At 72.8% G+C, this 13,685-nt stretch carries 13 protein-coding genes; 10 read left to right on the top strand and 3 right to left on the bottom strand.

Annotated elements, in window-relative coordinates; genetic code table 11:
• Positions 1-137 precede the first annotated feature (137 nt).
• The 7 genes from ACZ6AA_RS32815 (at position 138) to ACZ6AA_RS32785 (ending at position 7,725) form a co-directional block, all read left to right on the top strand.
• Positions 138-1,163: a heme/hemin ABC transporter substrate-binding protein gene (locus ACZ6AA_RS32815; RefSeq protein WP_471462086.1), complete on the top strand. Its 1,026-nt coding sequence runs from the start codon at positions 138-140 to the stop codon at positions 1,161-1,163.
• Positions 1,160-2,323, top strand: a complete 1,164-nt coding sequence (locus ACZ6AA_RS32810) for a FecCD family ABC transporter permease (RefSeq protein WP_468449386.1) — start codon at positions 1,160-1,162, stop codon at positions 2,321-2,323. The genes ACZ6AA_RS32815 and ACZ6AA_RS32810 overlap by 4 nt, the downstream gene beginning before the upstream one ends.
• Positions 2,320-3,168 carry a heme ABC transporter ATP-binding protein gene (locus tag ACZ6AA_RS32805; RefSeq protein ID WP_468480973.1) on the top strand — a complete coding sequence of 283 codons (849 nt, stop codon included), beginning with the start codon at positions 2,320-2,322 and terminating at the stop codon, positions 3,166-3,168. The genes ACZ6AA_RS32810 and ACZ6AA_RS32805 overlap by 4 nt, the downstream gene beginning before the upstream one ends.
• Positions 3,169-3,292: 124 nt before the next feature.
• Positions 3,293-4,450 carry an iron uptake system protein EfeO gene (gene efeO, locus ACZ6AA_RS32800; protein ID WP_468449388.1) on the top strand — a complete coding sequence of 386 codons (1,158 nt, stop codon included), beginning with the start codon at positions 3,293-3,295 and terminating at the stop codon, positions 4,448-4,450.
• 30 nt (positions 4,451-4,480) lie between these two features.
• Positions 4,481-5,791, top strand: a complete 1,311-nt coding sequence (efeB, locus tag ACZ6AA_RS32795) for an iron uptake transporter deferrochelatase/peroxidase subunit (RefSeq protein WP_471462084.1) — start codon at positions 4,481-4,483, stop codon at positions 5,789-5,791.
• A gap of 4 nt (positions 5,792-5,795) precedes the next feature.
• Complete coding sequence (gene efeU / locus ACZ6AA_RS32790) at positions 5,796-6,659, top strand: iron uptake transporter permease EfeU (protein ID WP_471462082.1); 864 nt, start codon at positions 5,796-5,798, stop codon at positions 6,657-6,659.
• A 91-nt stretch (positions 6,660-6,750) separates the two neighbouring features.
• A complete protein-coding gene (locus ACZ6AA_RS32785; RefSeq protein WP_468449391.1) occupies positions 6,751-7,725 on the top strand; it encodes an SCO2278 family lipoprotein in 975 nt (324 codons plus the stop codon).
• A 57-nt stretch (positions 7,726-7,782) separates the two neighbouring features.
• Here the strand turns inward: ACZ6AA_RS32785 and ACZ6AA_RS32780 are convergent, their stop codons facing one another.
• On the bottom strand, positions 7,783-8,553 hold the full coding sequence (locus ACZ6AA_RS32780) for a bifunctional DNA primase/polymerase (RefSeq protein ID WP_471462080.1): 771 nt from the start codon (positions 8,551-8,553) through the stop codon (positions 7,783-7,785).
• Positions 8,554-8,723: 170 nt separating this feature from the next.
• Between ACZ6AA_RS32780 and ACZ6AA_RS32775 the strand changes: the two genes are divergently transcribed.
• Positions 8,724-9,647, top strand: a complete 924-nt coding sequence (locus tag ACZ6AA_RS32775) for a glycerophosphodiester phosphodiesterase (protein ID WP_471462078.1) — start codon at positions 8,724-8,726, stop codon at positions 9,645-9,647.
• Here ACZ6AA_RS32775 and ACZ6AA_RS32770 read toward each other — a convergent pair.
• Positions 9,590-10,222, bottom strand: a complete 633-nt coding sequence (locus ACZ6AA_RS32770) for a TetR/AcrR family transcriptional regulator (RefSeq protein WP_468449394.1) — start codon at positions 10,220-10,222, stop codon at positions 9,590-9,592. The genes ACZ6AA_RS32775 and ACZ6AA_RS32770 overlap by 58 nt on opposite strands.
• Before the next feature lie 155 nt (positions 10,223-10,377).
• On the opposite strand from ACZ6AA_RS32770, the gene ACZ6AA_RS32765 reads away from it, so the two are divergent.
• Both ACZ6AA_RS32765 and ddaH read left to right on the top strand, forming a co-directional pair.
• Positions 10,378-10,557 (top strand): DUF6243 family protein, encoded by a 180-nt coding sequence (locus ACZ6AA_RS32765; RefSeq protein WP_468449395.1) that lies wholly within the window; start codon positions 10,378-10,380, stop codon positions 10,555-10,557.
• 196 nt (positions 10,558-10,753) lie between these two features.
• On the top strand, positions 10,754-11,581 hold the full coding sequence (ddaH, locus tag ACZ6AA_RS32760; protein ID WP_468449396.1) for a dimethylargininase: 828 nt from the start codon (positions 10,754-10,756) through the stop codon (positions 11,579-11,581).
• Between the two features lie 66 nt (positions 11,582-11,647).
• On the opposite strand, the gene ACZ6AA_RS32755 is transcribed toward ddaH, so the two are convergent.
• Positions 11,648-13,585 (bottom strand): glycoside hydrolase, encoded by a 1,938-nt coding sequence (locus tag ACZ6AA_RS32755; protein ID WP_471462076.1) that lies wholly within the window; start codon positions 13,583-13,585, stop codon positions 11,648-11,650.
• Positions 13,586-13,685: the final 100 nt, after the last annotated feature.

Genomic DNA, 13,685 nt, shown 5'->3' with positions numbered 1-13,685 from the left:
CCAGGTCTGTTCATTAAGGTAAGGCTAACCTAAACTACGATCATCGTGGCGCGGAACCCCACGCCACAGCCACCCCGGCCGTTCGGGACACCGCGACGGCCTGAGACCCCAACAGCACGACAGGACGGTGGACTTCGGTGCGCAAGCCGCGCTCACTCCGTATCGGCGGCCTCGTCAGCGCGGCGGTCGCCGCGCTCGCGCTCACCCTCGCCGGGTGCGGCTCGTCCGGCGACGGCGGCGGCACCGGGGACGGCGGCGGACCGCGGGCGAAGGCCGCGCCGGCCGACCGCGTCGAGCCGCTCGCGGCCAAGGCGGCGCCGAAGCTGCCCGCGACCGTGAAGTCCGCCGACGGCAAGCGGGTCACCGTCGAGGACACCAGCCGGATCGTGCCGCTGACCGGCAGCCTGAACGAGATCGTGTTCACGCTCGGGCTCGGCGAGAACGTGGTGGCACGCGACATCACCGCCACCTTCGACCAGGCCGAGAAGCTGCCCGTGGTGACGCGCGCCCACGACGTCTCGGCGGAGAGCGTGCTGTCCCTGAAGCCGACGGTCGTCCTCGCCGACACCACGACCGGCCCGGCCGAGGCCATCGACCAGATCCGCTCGGCGGGCATCCCCCTCGTCGTCCTCGAACCGGCCAAGAGCCTCGCCGACGTGGGCCCGCGCATCGAGGCCGTGGCACGGGCCCTCGGCGTCGGCAGGGCGGGCGCCGCACTCAAGTCCCGTACCGAGGACCGGATCGCGAAGGTCCGCGCGACCGTGCCCAAGCAGTCCGAGAAGCCCCGGGTCGCCTTCCTCTACCTGCGCGGATCGGCCTCCGTCTATCTGCTCGGCGGGCGCGAGTCCGGCGCGGGCTCGCTCCTGGAGGCGGCGGGCGCGGTCGACGCGGGCAAGGCGTCGGGGCTGAAGAAGGACTTCACCGCCATCACCAGCGAGGCCCTGGCCAAGGCCGCGCCGGACGCGATCCTCGTGATGTCGAAGGGGCTCGACTCCGTGGGCGGACTCGACGGCCTGGTGAAGATCCCCGGCGTGGCCGAGACGCCCGCGGGCATGGACCGCCGGGTGGTGTCCATCGAGGACGGCGTCCTGCTCAACTACGGCCCCCGCACCGACCAGGTCCTCAAGTCCCTGGTGGACCAGCTCTACAAGGACGCCAAGTGACGCTCGCCGCACGACCGGGAGCGGGCTCGGACACCGGACCGAAAACCGCCCCGGACCGCACCCCGACCGGGCCCACGGACACCGACCCGGACCCGGCCGCCGAAGCAGCAGCGCCCGACCCGCGCCCCGCCCGCCGCGGCGCCCCCTTCCTCCTCACCACCGCCCTCGCCGCAGCCCTCGTCCTCCTGGCCCTGCTCTCCGCCGGGATCGGCGCGTACGACATCCCCCTCGGCGACGTGCTCGCCTCCGTCCAGCACCGCACGGGCCTCGGCGGGCACGCGCTCGACCGGGTCGGCGAGAGCGTGCTGTGGAACGTGCGACTGCCGCGCGTGGTGCTCGCGCTGCTCGTCGGCGCGTCCCTGGGATGCGCGGGCGCGCTGATGCAGGGCGTGTTCGGCAATCCCCTCGCGGAGCCGGGCGTCATCGGGATCTCCTCGGGCGCGGCGGTCGGCGCGGTCGCCTCCATCGCCCTCGGGCTCAGCTTCTTCGGCAACTGGACCGTCACCGTCTGCGCGTTCGTCGCCGGACTCGCGACGGTCCTGCTCGTGTACGTCCTGTCGCGCGACGGGGGCCGTACGGAAGTCGTCACGCTGATCCTCACCGGCATCGCCGTGAACGCCTTCGCGGGCGCGCTCATCGGCCTGTTCCTCTTCTTCGCGGACAACGCGCAGGTCACCCAGATCACGTTCTGGCAGCTCGGCTCGCTGGCGCAGGCCACCTGGCCGAAGGTGCTCGCCGTCCTGCCGTGCGCGGCGGCCGGACTCCTCGTCGCGCCGCTGTACGCCCGCAAGCTGGACCTGCTCGCCCTCGGGGAGCGGCCCGCGCGCCACCTGGGCGTGGACGTGGAGCGGCTGCGGATGGTGCTCGTGCTCGTGGTGGCGCTGCTCACGGCCGCGGCCGTCGCGGTGGCGGGGATCATCACGTTCGTGGGGCTGCTCGTGCCGCATCTGCTGCGGATGGCGGCGGGTCCCGGGCACCGGTTCCTGGTGCCGGGCAGCGCGCTCGGCGGGGCCGTCGTCCTCGTCGGCGCCGACCTCGCGGCGCGCACCGTCGCCGCGCCCGCCGAGCTGCCGCTCGGCGTGCTCACCGCGCTCTTCGGCAGCCCCTTCTTCTTCTGGCTGCTGCGCAGGACCCGCCGCAAGCAAGGGGGCTGGGCATGATCGGGACACTGAGCAAGCGGATCTTCGGGGTACGCGACCGGGTCCTGCCCGGACCCGTCGAGCCCGGCGACGTGCTCGCCGGGACGGCGGACCTCCGGGTGCGGCTCGGCGGCCGCGAGGTGCTGCGGGGCGTGACGGTGACGGCCCGCGCGGGCGAGGTGCTCGCCCTGGTCGGCCCCAACGGGGCGGGCAAGTCCACCCTCCTCGCCGCGCTCGCCGCCGACCTGCCCGCCGACGCGGGCACCGTGTCCGTCTGCGGCCGCCCCGCCCCGGACTGGCCCGCGCGCGAACTCGCCCTGCGCCGGGCCGTCCTGCCGCAGTCGGCCGCCCTCTCCTTCCCCTTCCCGGTCGAGGACGTCGTCCGGATGGGCCGGGCGCCCTGGGCCGGGACGCGCCTCGCGGACGACGACGACCGGATCGTGCGCGCGGCGATGGCGGCGACCGAGGTGGGCGCGTTCGCGGCCCGGCCGTTCTCCGCGCTCAGCGGCGGCGAGCGGGCGCGGGTGGCGCTCGCCCGGGTGCTCGCCCAGCGCGCCCCGCTGCTGCTGCTCGACGAGCCGACGGCCGCGCTCGACCTGCGCCACCAGGAGCTGGTCCTTCGGGTCTGCCGGGAACGGGCCGCCGCGGGCGACGCGGTGGTGGTCGTCCTGCACGACCTGGGGCTCGCGGCGGCCTACGCGGACCGGGCGGTGATCCTGGACGGCGGGGTCGTCGCGGCCGACGGGGCGCCCGCCGACGTCTTCGAGGACGGGCTGCTCTCGGACGTGTACCGGCAGCCCATCGAGGTGTTCCCGCACCCGCGGACCGGGGTGCCGCTCGTCACACCGCTGCGCACCATCGCTTGACCTGCGCTTTACCTCCTCATGGATAAGTCCGAAGTAAGGGTCGGTTAAGTTAGGCCCACCTCACTGGCCCGACACGCCAGTTCTTCTGTGTGCCTTCGTGCCAGTTCATCCCCCTGGAGTTCCCATGCGCCGCGCCCGTCTCACCGCCCTCACCGCTGTCACGACGGCCGCGGCGCTGGCCGCCGTCACGGGCTGCACCGAGAAGAGCAAAGCGGGCGACGACGCCGTCAAGGTGACGGCGAGCGACGACAAGTGCGAGGTGTCCAAGAAGGAGTTCCCGGCCGGCCATGTCGAGCTGGCCGTGGAGAACAAGGGCTCCAAGGTCACCGAGGTGTACATCCTGTTCCCGGACGACCGCATCGTCACGGAGCGCGAGAACATCGGCCCCGGCACCAAGCAGAACCTGACCGCCGAGGTGAAGGCGGGCGCGTACCGCATCGCCTGTGTGCCCGGCATGAAGGGCAAGGGCATCCGCCAGGACGTGAAGGCCACCGGCGGCGGGAAGGTCGCCAAGCGGGACCCGCGCCTGGACAAGGCCGTCGCCGAGTACCGCGCCTACACCCAGGCGCAGGCCGACGAGACGCTGCCCAAGGTGAAGGTGTTCACCGACGCCGTGCGCAAGGGCGACCTGGCGGCCGCGAAGAAGGCGTACGCACCCTCCCGCATCGGCTGGGAGCGCACCGAGCCGGTCGCGGAGTCCTTCGGCGACATCGACCCGAAGGTCGACGTGCGCGCGGACGGCCTTGAGGAGGGCCAGGACCTGGAGAAGGACTGGACGGGCTGGCACCGTCTGGAGCGCGCGCTCTGGAAGGACAAGAAGATCGGGCAGCGCGAGAAGGACCTCGCGACGCGGCTCGACAAGGACCTCACGGACTGGCAGAAGCGCGTCGGCAAGGCCGAGATCACGCCGTCCTCCATGGCCAACGGCGCCAAGGAACTCCTCGACGAGGTCGCCACCGGCAAGGTCACCGGCGAGGAGGAGCGTTACTCGCACACCGACCTGGTCGACTTCAAGGCCAATGTCGAGGGCGCCGAGAAGGCGTACGCGCTCCTGAAGCCCGTCGCCTCCGAGAACGACCCGGCGCTCGCCAAGGAGCTGGACAAGCAGTTCGCCGCCCTGGACAAGCTGCTCGACAAGCACCGCGCGGGCACGGACTCGTACACCTTCACCTCCTACGACAAGGTCGGCAAGGCGGACCGCAAGGAGCTGCAGGACAGCGTGAACGCGCTCGCCGAGCCGCTGTCGAAGCTGGCGGCCGCTGTGGTCAAGAAGTCCAAGTGAGGCGCGGCCGCACTTCGGGAAGGCACAGCCATGGCTGAGGACACGAACCCCACCGACACCACCCGCACGCCCTCCACCGACCCCGCCGATTCCGGCGCCCCGTCGCGGCGCGCGCTGCTCGGCTGGGGCGGGGCCGGGCTCGCGCTCGGCGCCGCCGCGGCGGGCGGCGCGGTGGCGATGGCGCGCCCGGACTCCGGCGACGACGTGGTGCCCGCGGGCGCGACCGGCGCGGCCGTCGCCTTCCACGGCGCGCACCAGGCGGGCATCGCGACGGGCGTCCAGGACCGGCTGCACTTCGCGGCGTTCGACGTGAAGACGGACGACCGCGAGGAGTTCGTCACGCTCCTGAAGGACTGGACGAAGGCGGCCGCGCGGATGACCGCCGGGCACGCCGTCGGCGAGGGCGCGTTCGGCGGGCTCGCCGAGGCGCCGCCGGACGACACCGGCGAGGCCCTGGGCCTCAAACCCGCACGGCTGACCCTCACGATCGGCTTCGGCCCGTCCCTGTTCGCGAAGCACGGCAAGGCGTTCGGCCTCACGGACAGGCGGCCCGAGGCCCTGGTCGACCTGCCGAAGTTCCCCGGCGACAACCTGGACCGGGCCCGCAGCGGCGGCGACCTGTGCGTGCAGGCGTGCTCCGACGACCCGCAGGTCGCGGTGCACGCGATCCGCAACCTGGCCCGCATCGGCTTCGGCAAGGTCGCCGTCCGCTGGTCGCAGCTCGGCTTCGGCAAGACGTCATCGACGACTCCCGAGGCCCAGACGCCCCGCAATCTGATGGGCTTCAAGGACGGCACCCGCAACATCTCCGGCACGGACGAGAAGGCCCTCGCCGAGCATGTGTGGGTCGGCGCGAAGGAAGGCCCCGACTGGATGGTCGGCGGCTCCTACCTGGTCGCCCGCCGCATCCGCATGCACATCGAGACCTGGGACCGCACCTCGCTCCAGGAGCAGGAGGACATCTTCGGCCGCGACAAGGGCGAGGGCGCCGCCGTCGGCAAGGCCAAGGAGCGCGACGAACCGTTCCTGCGGGCGATGAAGCCGGACGCGCACGTGCGGCTCGCGCACCCGAGGAGCAACGGCGGCGCGACGATCCTGCGCCGCGGCTACTCCTTCACCGACGGCACCGACGGCCTGGGCCGCCTGGACGCGGGCCTGTTCTTCCTGGCCTACCAGCGCGACGTCCGCAAGGGCTTCATCCCGGTGCAGCGCTCCCTCGCGGCCTCGGACGCGCTCAACGAGTACATCCAGCACGTGGGTTCGGCGGTCTTCGCGATCCCGCCCGGAGTGCGGGACAAGAACGACTGGTGGGGCCGCGCGCTGTTCACCGGGAAGGCATGAGGCGATGCTCGGCAACTACCTGATCGGCCTGCGCGAGGGCCTGGAGGCCAGCCTGGTCGTCTGCATCCTCATCGCCTACCTGGTGAAGACCGAGCGGCGGGACGCACTGCGTCCGGTGTGGGCCGGTGTCGGGGTCGCGGCGGCGCTGTCGCTCGGCTTCGGCTGCGCGCTGACCTTCGGCTCGCAGGAGCTGACGTTCAAGGCGCAGGAGGCGCTGGGCGGTTCGCTGTCGATCGTCGCGGTGATCCTGGTGACGTGGATGGTCTTCTGGATGCGGCGCACCGCCCGCCACCTCAAGGCCGAACTGCACGGCAAGCTCGACGCGGCGCTGCAGATGGGCACGGCGGCGCTGGTCGCCACGGCGTTCCTGGCGGTGGGGCGCGAGGGCCTGGAGACGGCGCTGTTCGTGTGGGCGTCGGTGCGGGCCTCCAACGACGGCACGCACGCGCCGCTCGCCGGTGTGCTCCTCGGCCTGCTCACCGCGGTCGTCCTCGGCTGGCTGTTCTACCGCGGCGCGGTGCGCATCAACCTGGCGAAGTTCTTCACCTGGACCGGCGCGATGCTGGTCGTGGTCGCGGCGGGCGTGCTCGCGTACGGCGTGCACGACCTCCAGGAGGCCGAGTTCATCGGCGGTCTGCGCAACAAGGCGTTCGACATCAGCGCGACGATCCCGCCGGACAGCTGGTACGGCACGCTCCTGAAGGGCGTGTTCAACTTCCAGCCGAACCCGACGGTCGTCCAGGTCGTGGTGTGGTCGCTGTATCTGGTGCCGGTGCTCGCGCTGTTCCTGGCCCCCTCCACGGCCCGGCCGCGCACGCCCGCCCCCAAGCAGGCGAATCCGGCCAGTGCGGACACTGCGGGCTCTTGAGGACGTCTGCCGCACTGCCGGAGCCCGGCGTCCGGCGCCTTCCCGGCCCCGATAGGGTTCGGGCCCGGGAAGGGGTAGGTGAGGACATCCGATGAGCAGGGTTCGCAGACTCGGACGGCCGGTCTCGTACGCGGCGGCGCTGGCGGTGCTCTCGCTGACCGCGAGCGGGTGCGTGACGGTGCACGGCGAGCGGGAGGTCGTGCGCACGGCCACCAAACCCGAGGCCGCCCGCGCGCTGAAGGACTTCCTCACCGCCTACAACAAGGCGGACAAGACGTACGACCCGACGCTGAACGCCGCCCGCGTCACCGGCCCCCTCGGCGCCATCAACCAGGCGGGCCTGAAGGCGCGGCACGCGCAGCACCCGGACGGCAACTCCCGGTACGTGCCGCTGAAGCTGACGGATGTGACGTACTCCATCCCCAAGAAGGCCGGCTGGCCGCGGTGGTTCGTCGTCGACGCGGAGGCCAACCGCAAGCCGCACGGCTACCGCTGGCTGATCGCCTTCACCCGCGCCGACGCGGACTCCTTGTGGGAGGCGACGTACCTCAACCTGGTGCTGCCCGACCGGCTGCCCGAGCTGAAGAAGGACGAGGACGGCCACGTCGAGCCGGTCGCCGTCGGCGGTTCCGGGCTCGCGGTGGCGCCGCGGCGGCTCGGCGGCGAGTACACCGCGTTCCTGAAGTCGGGCGGCGACACCTTCGAGCCGGGCCCGCACACCACGCAGTGGAAGGCGGCCCGCGACCGCAACAAGCGGCGGCTCGGCCTCGCCGTCCAGTACATCGACGAGCCGCGCGACGCGGGCGCGTTCGCCCCGCTCGGCCTGCGCACGAAGGACGGCGGCGCGCTGGTGTTCTTCTCCACGCACCACTACGAGAAGCAGACCGCGTCCAAGGGCCTCAACGTCACCGTGGAGGCGGACGTGAAGGCGCTGATGAAGGGCGAGGCGAAGCAGTCCGTCATGCTGGAGCGCGTCTCGAACCAGGTGGCCCTCGACCCCGAGGGCACGGGCAAGGTGAAGGTTCTCAGCCGGATGCAGGGGCTGGTGGGGGCGAAGGGCGAGTAAGCCCGGGCGGCCCTGCGGCACGCGCTTCCCCCCGGGCCCCACGGGCCCGCCCCCGCGCTAGCCCCGCAGTGGCCAGGCCCCCGCGCCCGCCGCGTCCTCGGCGCCCTCCCCCGGCTCCTGCGCGTACCGCGCGCACTCGTCGGTGAGGGTCTCCAGGAGCGTCAGCGGGTCGGGCAGCGCGAACTCCGGTCCGCGGACCCAGCCGACGGCGAGGTCACCGGGCAGCCGCGCGGGCGGCACCAGGACGTACGAACCGCGGCAGTGCCAGCGCAGGCCGGGGTGCTCGTCCATCGTCTCCGGGTGGCAGTCCAGCTCGCACGGCCACCACTCGTCCTCGTCCTCGGGGGTGCCGCGGGTCGCCGTGAAGAACAGCATCCGCCCCTGGTCGCCCGCGCCTTCGGACTCCGCGACGGGGCCGACCTCCACCTCGGCGGCGAGCAGCCTCGCCAGGGCGGCGCGGCCCGCGTCGAGGGGGACGTCGAGGACGTCGTGCACCATGCCGGTCGCGGTGATGAAGTTGGCCTGGGGCTGGTGCCGGGCCCAGCGCTCGATCTGCGCGCGGTCGGTGGTGGACTGCGTCTGCCAGGCGAAGGACACGGGGTGCCGGGCGGGGGTGGGACAGCCGATGCGGTCGCAGGAACATCGGTACCCGGCGGGGTGGGCGGCGGGGGCCAGTGGCAGCCCCGCGGCGGCGACGGCGAGCAGCAGGTCCTCGCGGCGGGCACTCTCGGCGCCCGCGCTCGCCTCGGCGCCGGAACGCGCGCGTCGGCGGAGCCACTGGGAGATCCTGCCCTGCGCGCCGGACGTCCGGCCGAACTCTGCGCCCATCTATCCCCTCACCTCGCCATTGTGCGGAACAGCATGACCTATGGTCCCACCATCCTGCGCCCCGGGTGGCCGTAGTCCACATCCGGGGTACCTGGGGTGATGCCAGCCGCTGGGTGACATAGCGCGTCATTTCACGCTGTGCGGCGAATCGCGCACCTACGGTGTTCGACATGGCCACTAGGACTGTGCTGACGGGACTCACCGCCCTCGCCCTCGCGGGCCCGGCCGGTTTCCTGACCCCCCTGGAGTGGGGCGGCGGCCCGCTCACCGTCGACGCGCTCCCCCCGGTCGTGTACACGGCGCACCGGGGCGGCGCCCTCGAAGTGCCGGAGAACAGCATGTCCGGCCTGATGGCCGCCTTCGAGCGGCGCACGGCGCAGGTCATCGACGTCGACACCAGGATGCTGCGCGACGGCACGCTGGTGGTGATGCACGACGCGACCCTGGACCGCACCACGTTCTCGCGGGGTCCGGTGCGCGCGCTGACCCTGCCGGAGTGGCAGCGGGTGCGGCTGCGCCCGCCGACGGGCGTACCGGGCCGCTGGCGCGCCGAACGGCCGCCGACGGTGGCAGAGGTCCTCGACCGCTTCGGCGGCCGCGTGGTGCTGATGCTGGAGGCCAAGGACCCGCAGAGCCTGGCCCGGCTCGGCACGATGATCCACGCGCGCGGCCTTGCCCGCTCGGTGTTCGTCAACACCAACAAGCCCTGGGTGGCCCGGCGCGCCCACCACCTGGGCCTGCTCGCCCAGCTGTGGCGCTCCCGGACCCAGCTGCGCTCCGACCGCCCGCGGGACTGGGTGCCGTTCGTCGACGTCCTCGACGTGGACTACAAGGCGCGGGACGCGGATCTGCTGCGGGCCGTGAACTCCGGCATCCCCCGAGTGTGGGCGCACACCGTGACCACGCCCCGCCAGCGCGACCGGGTGCTGCGGCTCGGCTGCGACGGCGTGATCACGGACGCGCCCGGCCTGCTCTCGCGCACGCCGGTCAAGGACCGGGCGAAGGCGGCGCGGGCCACGGTCCGGCCGGCCGCGGGTCAGCGGGGCGCGATGCCGTACAGGGCGTACTCGACGAGGGTGTCGGTGTACTCGTAGCCGAGCGGGGCGGTGCGCTGGAGCCAGCGCTGGGCGAGCGGCCCGGTCCAGAGTTCGAGGGCGATGCGCGGGTCGACGTGCGGGGCCACCTGGCCGCGCTCCTGGGCGGCGCGCAGCCGGTCGACGTAGAGCTGGAGCTGCGGCTCGAGCAGCTTCTCGACGAATTCGGCGCCGAGCGCCTCGTTGACGACGCCCTCGGCGGCCAGGGCGCGGGCCGGGGCGTCGAACTTGGGGTTGGTCATCTCGTCGACGGTGGCGCGCAGCACGTACTTGAGGTCGGCCTCCAGGTCCCCGGTGTCGGGGATGGCGGTCGCGACCTCGTCGAGCCCGGCCTTCGCGCTCAGCTCGGCGGAGGCCTGCTCGGACAGGTCGAGGAAGGCGTCGAGGAGGACGGCGCTCTTGGAGGGCCACCAGCGGTAGATCGTCTGCTTGCCGACACCGGCGCGGGCGGCGATGGCCTCGATCGTCATCTTGCCGTAGCCGGCCTCGCCGACCAGGGAGAGGGCGGCGTCGTAGATGGCGCGGCGCGAGCGCTCGCTGCGGCGGGTGGAGTCAGGGGCGGTTTTCTGAGCCATGACAACGAATGTAGCAGCGCCGCGAGACGCCGCGTCTCACCAGCGCCCCGGCCGCGCGTAAAACCACTCGACAAGACGGCACGTCTCGCCTACTCTCGACCAAGACGAGACGATACGTCTCGCCACCTGTATGCACTCTCCCCTGGAGGTACGACATGTCACGAGGCGGATCCGGAATGCTCGGCGTCGGCGGTACGCGCACCAACCTCTCCCGCAAGGCGCTGCGCGGCGGCCGCGGCTCCGGCCGGGTCGGCGGCGGCCTCAGCCCGCAGGAGCAGAAGCGCGAGCTGCTGCGCAAACTCCAGGAAGGCCGGGCGGCGAAGAACGAGTCATGACCCCCAGCACCCGACCGACGAGCGGCCAGCGCCCCCGAAAGCGCCGGTCGAAATACAACTCAGGGCCCCAAAAGCGCCCGGTTCATGAGTAAATACCCGCCCAGATCGCAGCAGATAGGGCTCAGATCGCTGCGCGAAGGCTCCTCAGACCGCACCATGGGCAGCACCAGCCCCTGCGGTCCGTGAGGAGCCTTCGTTGCATCGAGTTGCCCGGCGCGCCACACCCCGGCGCTACCTGATGTGCGCACCCGCACACTTCAAGGTCACGTACTCCATCAATCCCTGGATGGACCCCACCAAACCCGTCGACGTCCCGCTCGCCGTCGCCCAGTGGGAGGACCTGCGCGACCGCTACCGCTCGCTCGGCCACACCGTCGAGGAGCTGACGCCGCACCCGGACCTGCCGGACATGGTCTTCGCGGCGAACGGCGCGACCGTCGTCGACGGCCGCGTCCTGGGCGCGAGCTTCGTCCACCCCGAGCGGCAGCCCGAGGCGGCCGCGCACCTGGAGTGGTTCCGGGCCAACGGCTTCACCGAGGTCCAGGAGCCGACCCACATCAACGAGGGCGAGGGCGACTTCGCCGTCACCTCCAGCTATGTGCTCGCGGGCCGGGGCTTCCGTGCCAGCCCGCTCTCGCACGGCGAGGCCCAGGAGGTCTTCGGCCGCCCGGTGATCGGGCTCGACCTCGTCGACCCGCGCTATTACCACCTGGACACGGCGCTCGCGGTCCTCGACGACGCCACCGACGACGTCATGTACTACCCGGACGCGTTCTCGCCCGGGAGCCAGGCGGTCCTGCGCCGTCTGTTCCCCGACGCGCTGATCGCCACGGAGACGGACGCCCTCGCCCTCGGTCTGAACGCGGTCTCCGACGGCCTGCACGTGCTCCTCCCGCAGGCCGCCGTCGGTCTCTTCGAGCCGCTGCGCGAGCGGGGCTACGAACCGATCGGCATGGACCTCGGCGAACTGCTCAAGGGCGGCGGCAGCGTGAAGTGCTGCACGCAGGAGCTGCGCGCCAAGTAGCGCACGGCACACGACAGGTGCGGGTGGTCACGGACCACCCGCACCCCTTCGACCGTCGGCCTCGCGTCAGCGCAGGTCCGCCGGGCACAGGCGACGCGGCCGGTCGTCACCGCGCAGCCGGGCGTCCACGCAGCCGCCGGGCAGCCCGTCGCGGGCGGTGGCGCCGAAGTTGGCGGTGACCGTCAGCTTGCCGTCGCCGAAGACCGTGCGCTGGACCTGGCGGTCGGCGGTGAGGAACCGGAAGGACGTGAGCCGTTCGGCTCCGGCGGCCCGGTGCAGCGGCGCGAAGTACTGCTGCAGCGCCGCGATCTCCCGCCCGTGCCGGGCCAGCGTCGGGCCGTCGAGGACATGGTTCAGCGGCCGGTTGTAGAGCATCGCGAGCAGCGCGCGGCGGGTCTTCTCGGCGGGCAGCTTCTCGTACGACAGCTCCCAGCGCTCGGCGCTCACGGTCGCCCCGTGCAGGGCTGTCCCGTACAACGGGACGCGGTAGCGCGGGTCGTACATGGCCGTGGAGAGCGAGGCCGGGAGCCGGACCGGCTTGAAGAAGACGCCCGGGGCGGCCTCCGGGTAGTAACCGCCCCACTTCTCCCGGTCCTTCTGCAGCGCCCACAGTCCGTCGGCGACGGGCGTGGCGCTGCCGTGGTCGAAGGCGACCGCCTCGTTGGCCCAGGCCTGGGCGGACTCGGAGCCGAGGACCAGGCCGGAGTCGGCGATGCGGCGCATCCGTGCCAGGCGGTGGGCGCGGTCGCCCGCCTTCGTCATCGGGTGCGCGGCGGTGTGGTCGCGGAACAGCTCGCCGGTGGCGTCGACGTCCAGGAAGTAGCTGTCAGCCCCGTTCCGCACCATCGCGCGGGTGCGGTGCGCGAGGAGGTGCCGGGTGGGTTCGGCGCGCTCGAAGGCCGCCGAGCTCAAGTAGCAGCCGCGGCCGCCGAATCCGGTGCGGGGGCGGCCGTCGGCGTCGCGGACGCAGAAGTCCGGGTAGACGCTGCCCGGCCACACCGACGTGGGGCTGTCCGCGGCCTTCGGATCCTGGCCGTTGGCGAACGTGTCGTACGGGCCGACGAGGTACCCCGCCTTCCTGGCCGCCGCGACGGCCGCCTTCCCCATCGGGTCGGGACCGGCGTCGTACCCGAGCCACATCCCGTCCACGCCGAGGGCGCGCAGGCGCCGGATGCCCGCCGGGGTGCGGGCCTCTCCCCACACGTACGCGTGCGAGGCGCCGAGGAGACGCTTCGTCGCCGGGTTGCGGCGGATCTTCTCCTTCAGGCTGCCGAGGCGGCCGCGTTCGGAGAGGTACGCGCGGTAGTCCGCGGCCGGGGCTGTGGGGGTGCCGTCGGTCAGGGCGAAGGTGACGGTGTACGCGCGGGTGCCTTCGCCCTTGTCGAACGTGTGGGCCGCTGTGGTCCGCAGATGACCCCCTGCCCTCTTGCTGAACGCCAGATCCGTCCCGATATCCGTCGGTATGAGGTAACTGACGCCGTGGCGTCCCGCCGAGTACCCCCACAGGGGCAGGGTCAGGTCGGCGCTCACGTCGGCCGTCGTGCCCGTGAGCTTCTGCTCGCCCGAGGTCCAGAAGGGGTCGGCCGTGGGGATGTCCAGGCCCTCCCCTCGCGGGAGTTGGAGGCTCCCCCTGGCCCCCGTCACCGGCCACCTGACCTTCGTGTCCCGGTCCGCGGTGAGAGTGAGCGCCAGGCGGCCGTGGTCGACGCGGGCGGTGGCCTTCAGCCCCCTCTCCGGATAACTCCACCCCGCCCGCCCCTTGCCGGCGCGCCGCACGGGGCCGGGGCGGCCGAGGTCCGTGGCCGCGGGGGCGCTCAGGCGCTGGGTGCGGCCGTCGTCCCTGCGGGCGCTCACCGCGAGGGTCTCGGGGTCGACGCGCGCCGTGCCGCCGTCGACGGCGAAGGTCACTCCGTGGGGGTGGGCGGGGGGCGGCTCGGGGGCCGCCGCGGCGGTGAGGGTGGCGGCCGTCGCGACGGCCAGGGCGAGGGTTCGCTTGGGGGGCATGGGGATTGGATAGTTGGTGGGGTTAAGAGGGTTCTAAGAAGGTGCGGTCCGGGGTCCCTGCCGGGGGCTCCCCAACCCCGCCCCTTTCCCGAAACCGGGG

This window comes from Streptomyces sp. NPDC040610 (assembly GCF_055594065.1).
This window is presented reverse-complemented; position numbering and strand designations above follow the sequence as displayed.

Excerpts from the sequence above, each read along its gene's own strand:
- efeU (WP_471462082.1), top strand. The coding sequence starts at position 5,796 with ATGCTCGGCAACTACCTGATCGGCCTGCGCGAGGGCCTGGAGGCCAGC.
- ACZ6AA_RS32765 (WP_468449395.1), top strand. The coding sequence starts at position 10,378 with ATGTCACGAGGCGGATCCGGAATGCTCGGCGTCGGCGGTACGCGCACC.
- ACZ6AA_RS32780 (WP_471462080.1), bottom strand. The coding sequence starts at position 8,553 with ATGGGCGCAGAGTTCGGCCGGACGTCCGGCGCGCAGGGCAGGATCTCC.
- ACZ6AA_RS32775 (WP_471462078.1), top strand. The coding sequence starts at position 8,724 with ATGGCCACTAGGACTGTGCTGACGGGACTCACCGCCCTCGCCCTCGCG.
- efeO (WP_468449388.1), top strand. The coding sequence starts at position 3,293 with ATGCGCCGCGCCCGTCTCACCGCCCTCACCGCTGTCACGACGGCCGCG.
- ACZ6AA_RS32805 (WP_468480973.1), top strand. The coding sequence starts at position 2,320 with ATGATCGGGACACTGAGCAAGCGGATCTTCGGGGTACGCGACCGGGTC.
- ACZ6AA_RS32785 (WP_468449391.1), top strand. The coding sequence starts at position 6,751 with ATGAGCAGGGTTCGCAGACTCGGACGGCCGGTCTCGTACGCGGCGGCG.
- ACZ6AA_RS32770 (WP_468449394.1), bottom strand. The coding sequence starts at position 10,222 with ATGGCTCAGAAAACCGCCCCTGACTCCACCCGCCGCAGCGAGCGCTCG.
- ACZ6AA_RS32755 (WP_471462076.1), bottom strand. The coding sequence starts at position 13,585 with ATGCCCCCCAAGCGAACCCTCGCCCTGGCCGTCGCGACGGCCGCCACC.
- efeB (WP_471462084.1), top strand. The coding sequence starts at position 4,481 with ATGGCTGAGGACACGAACCCCACCGACACCACCCGCACGCCCTCCACC.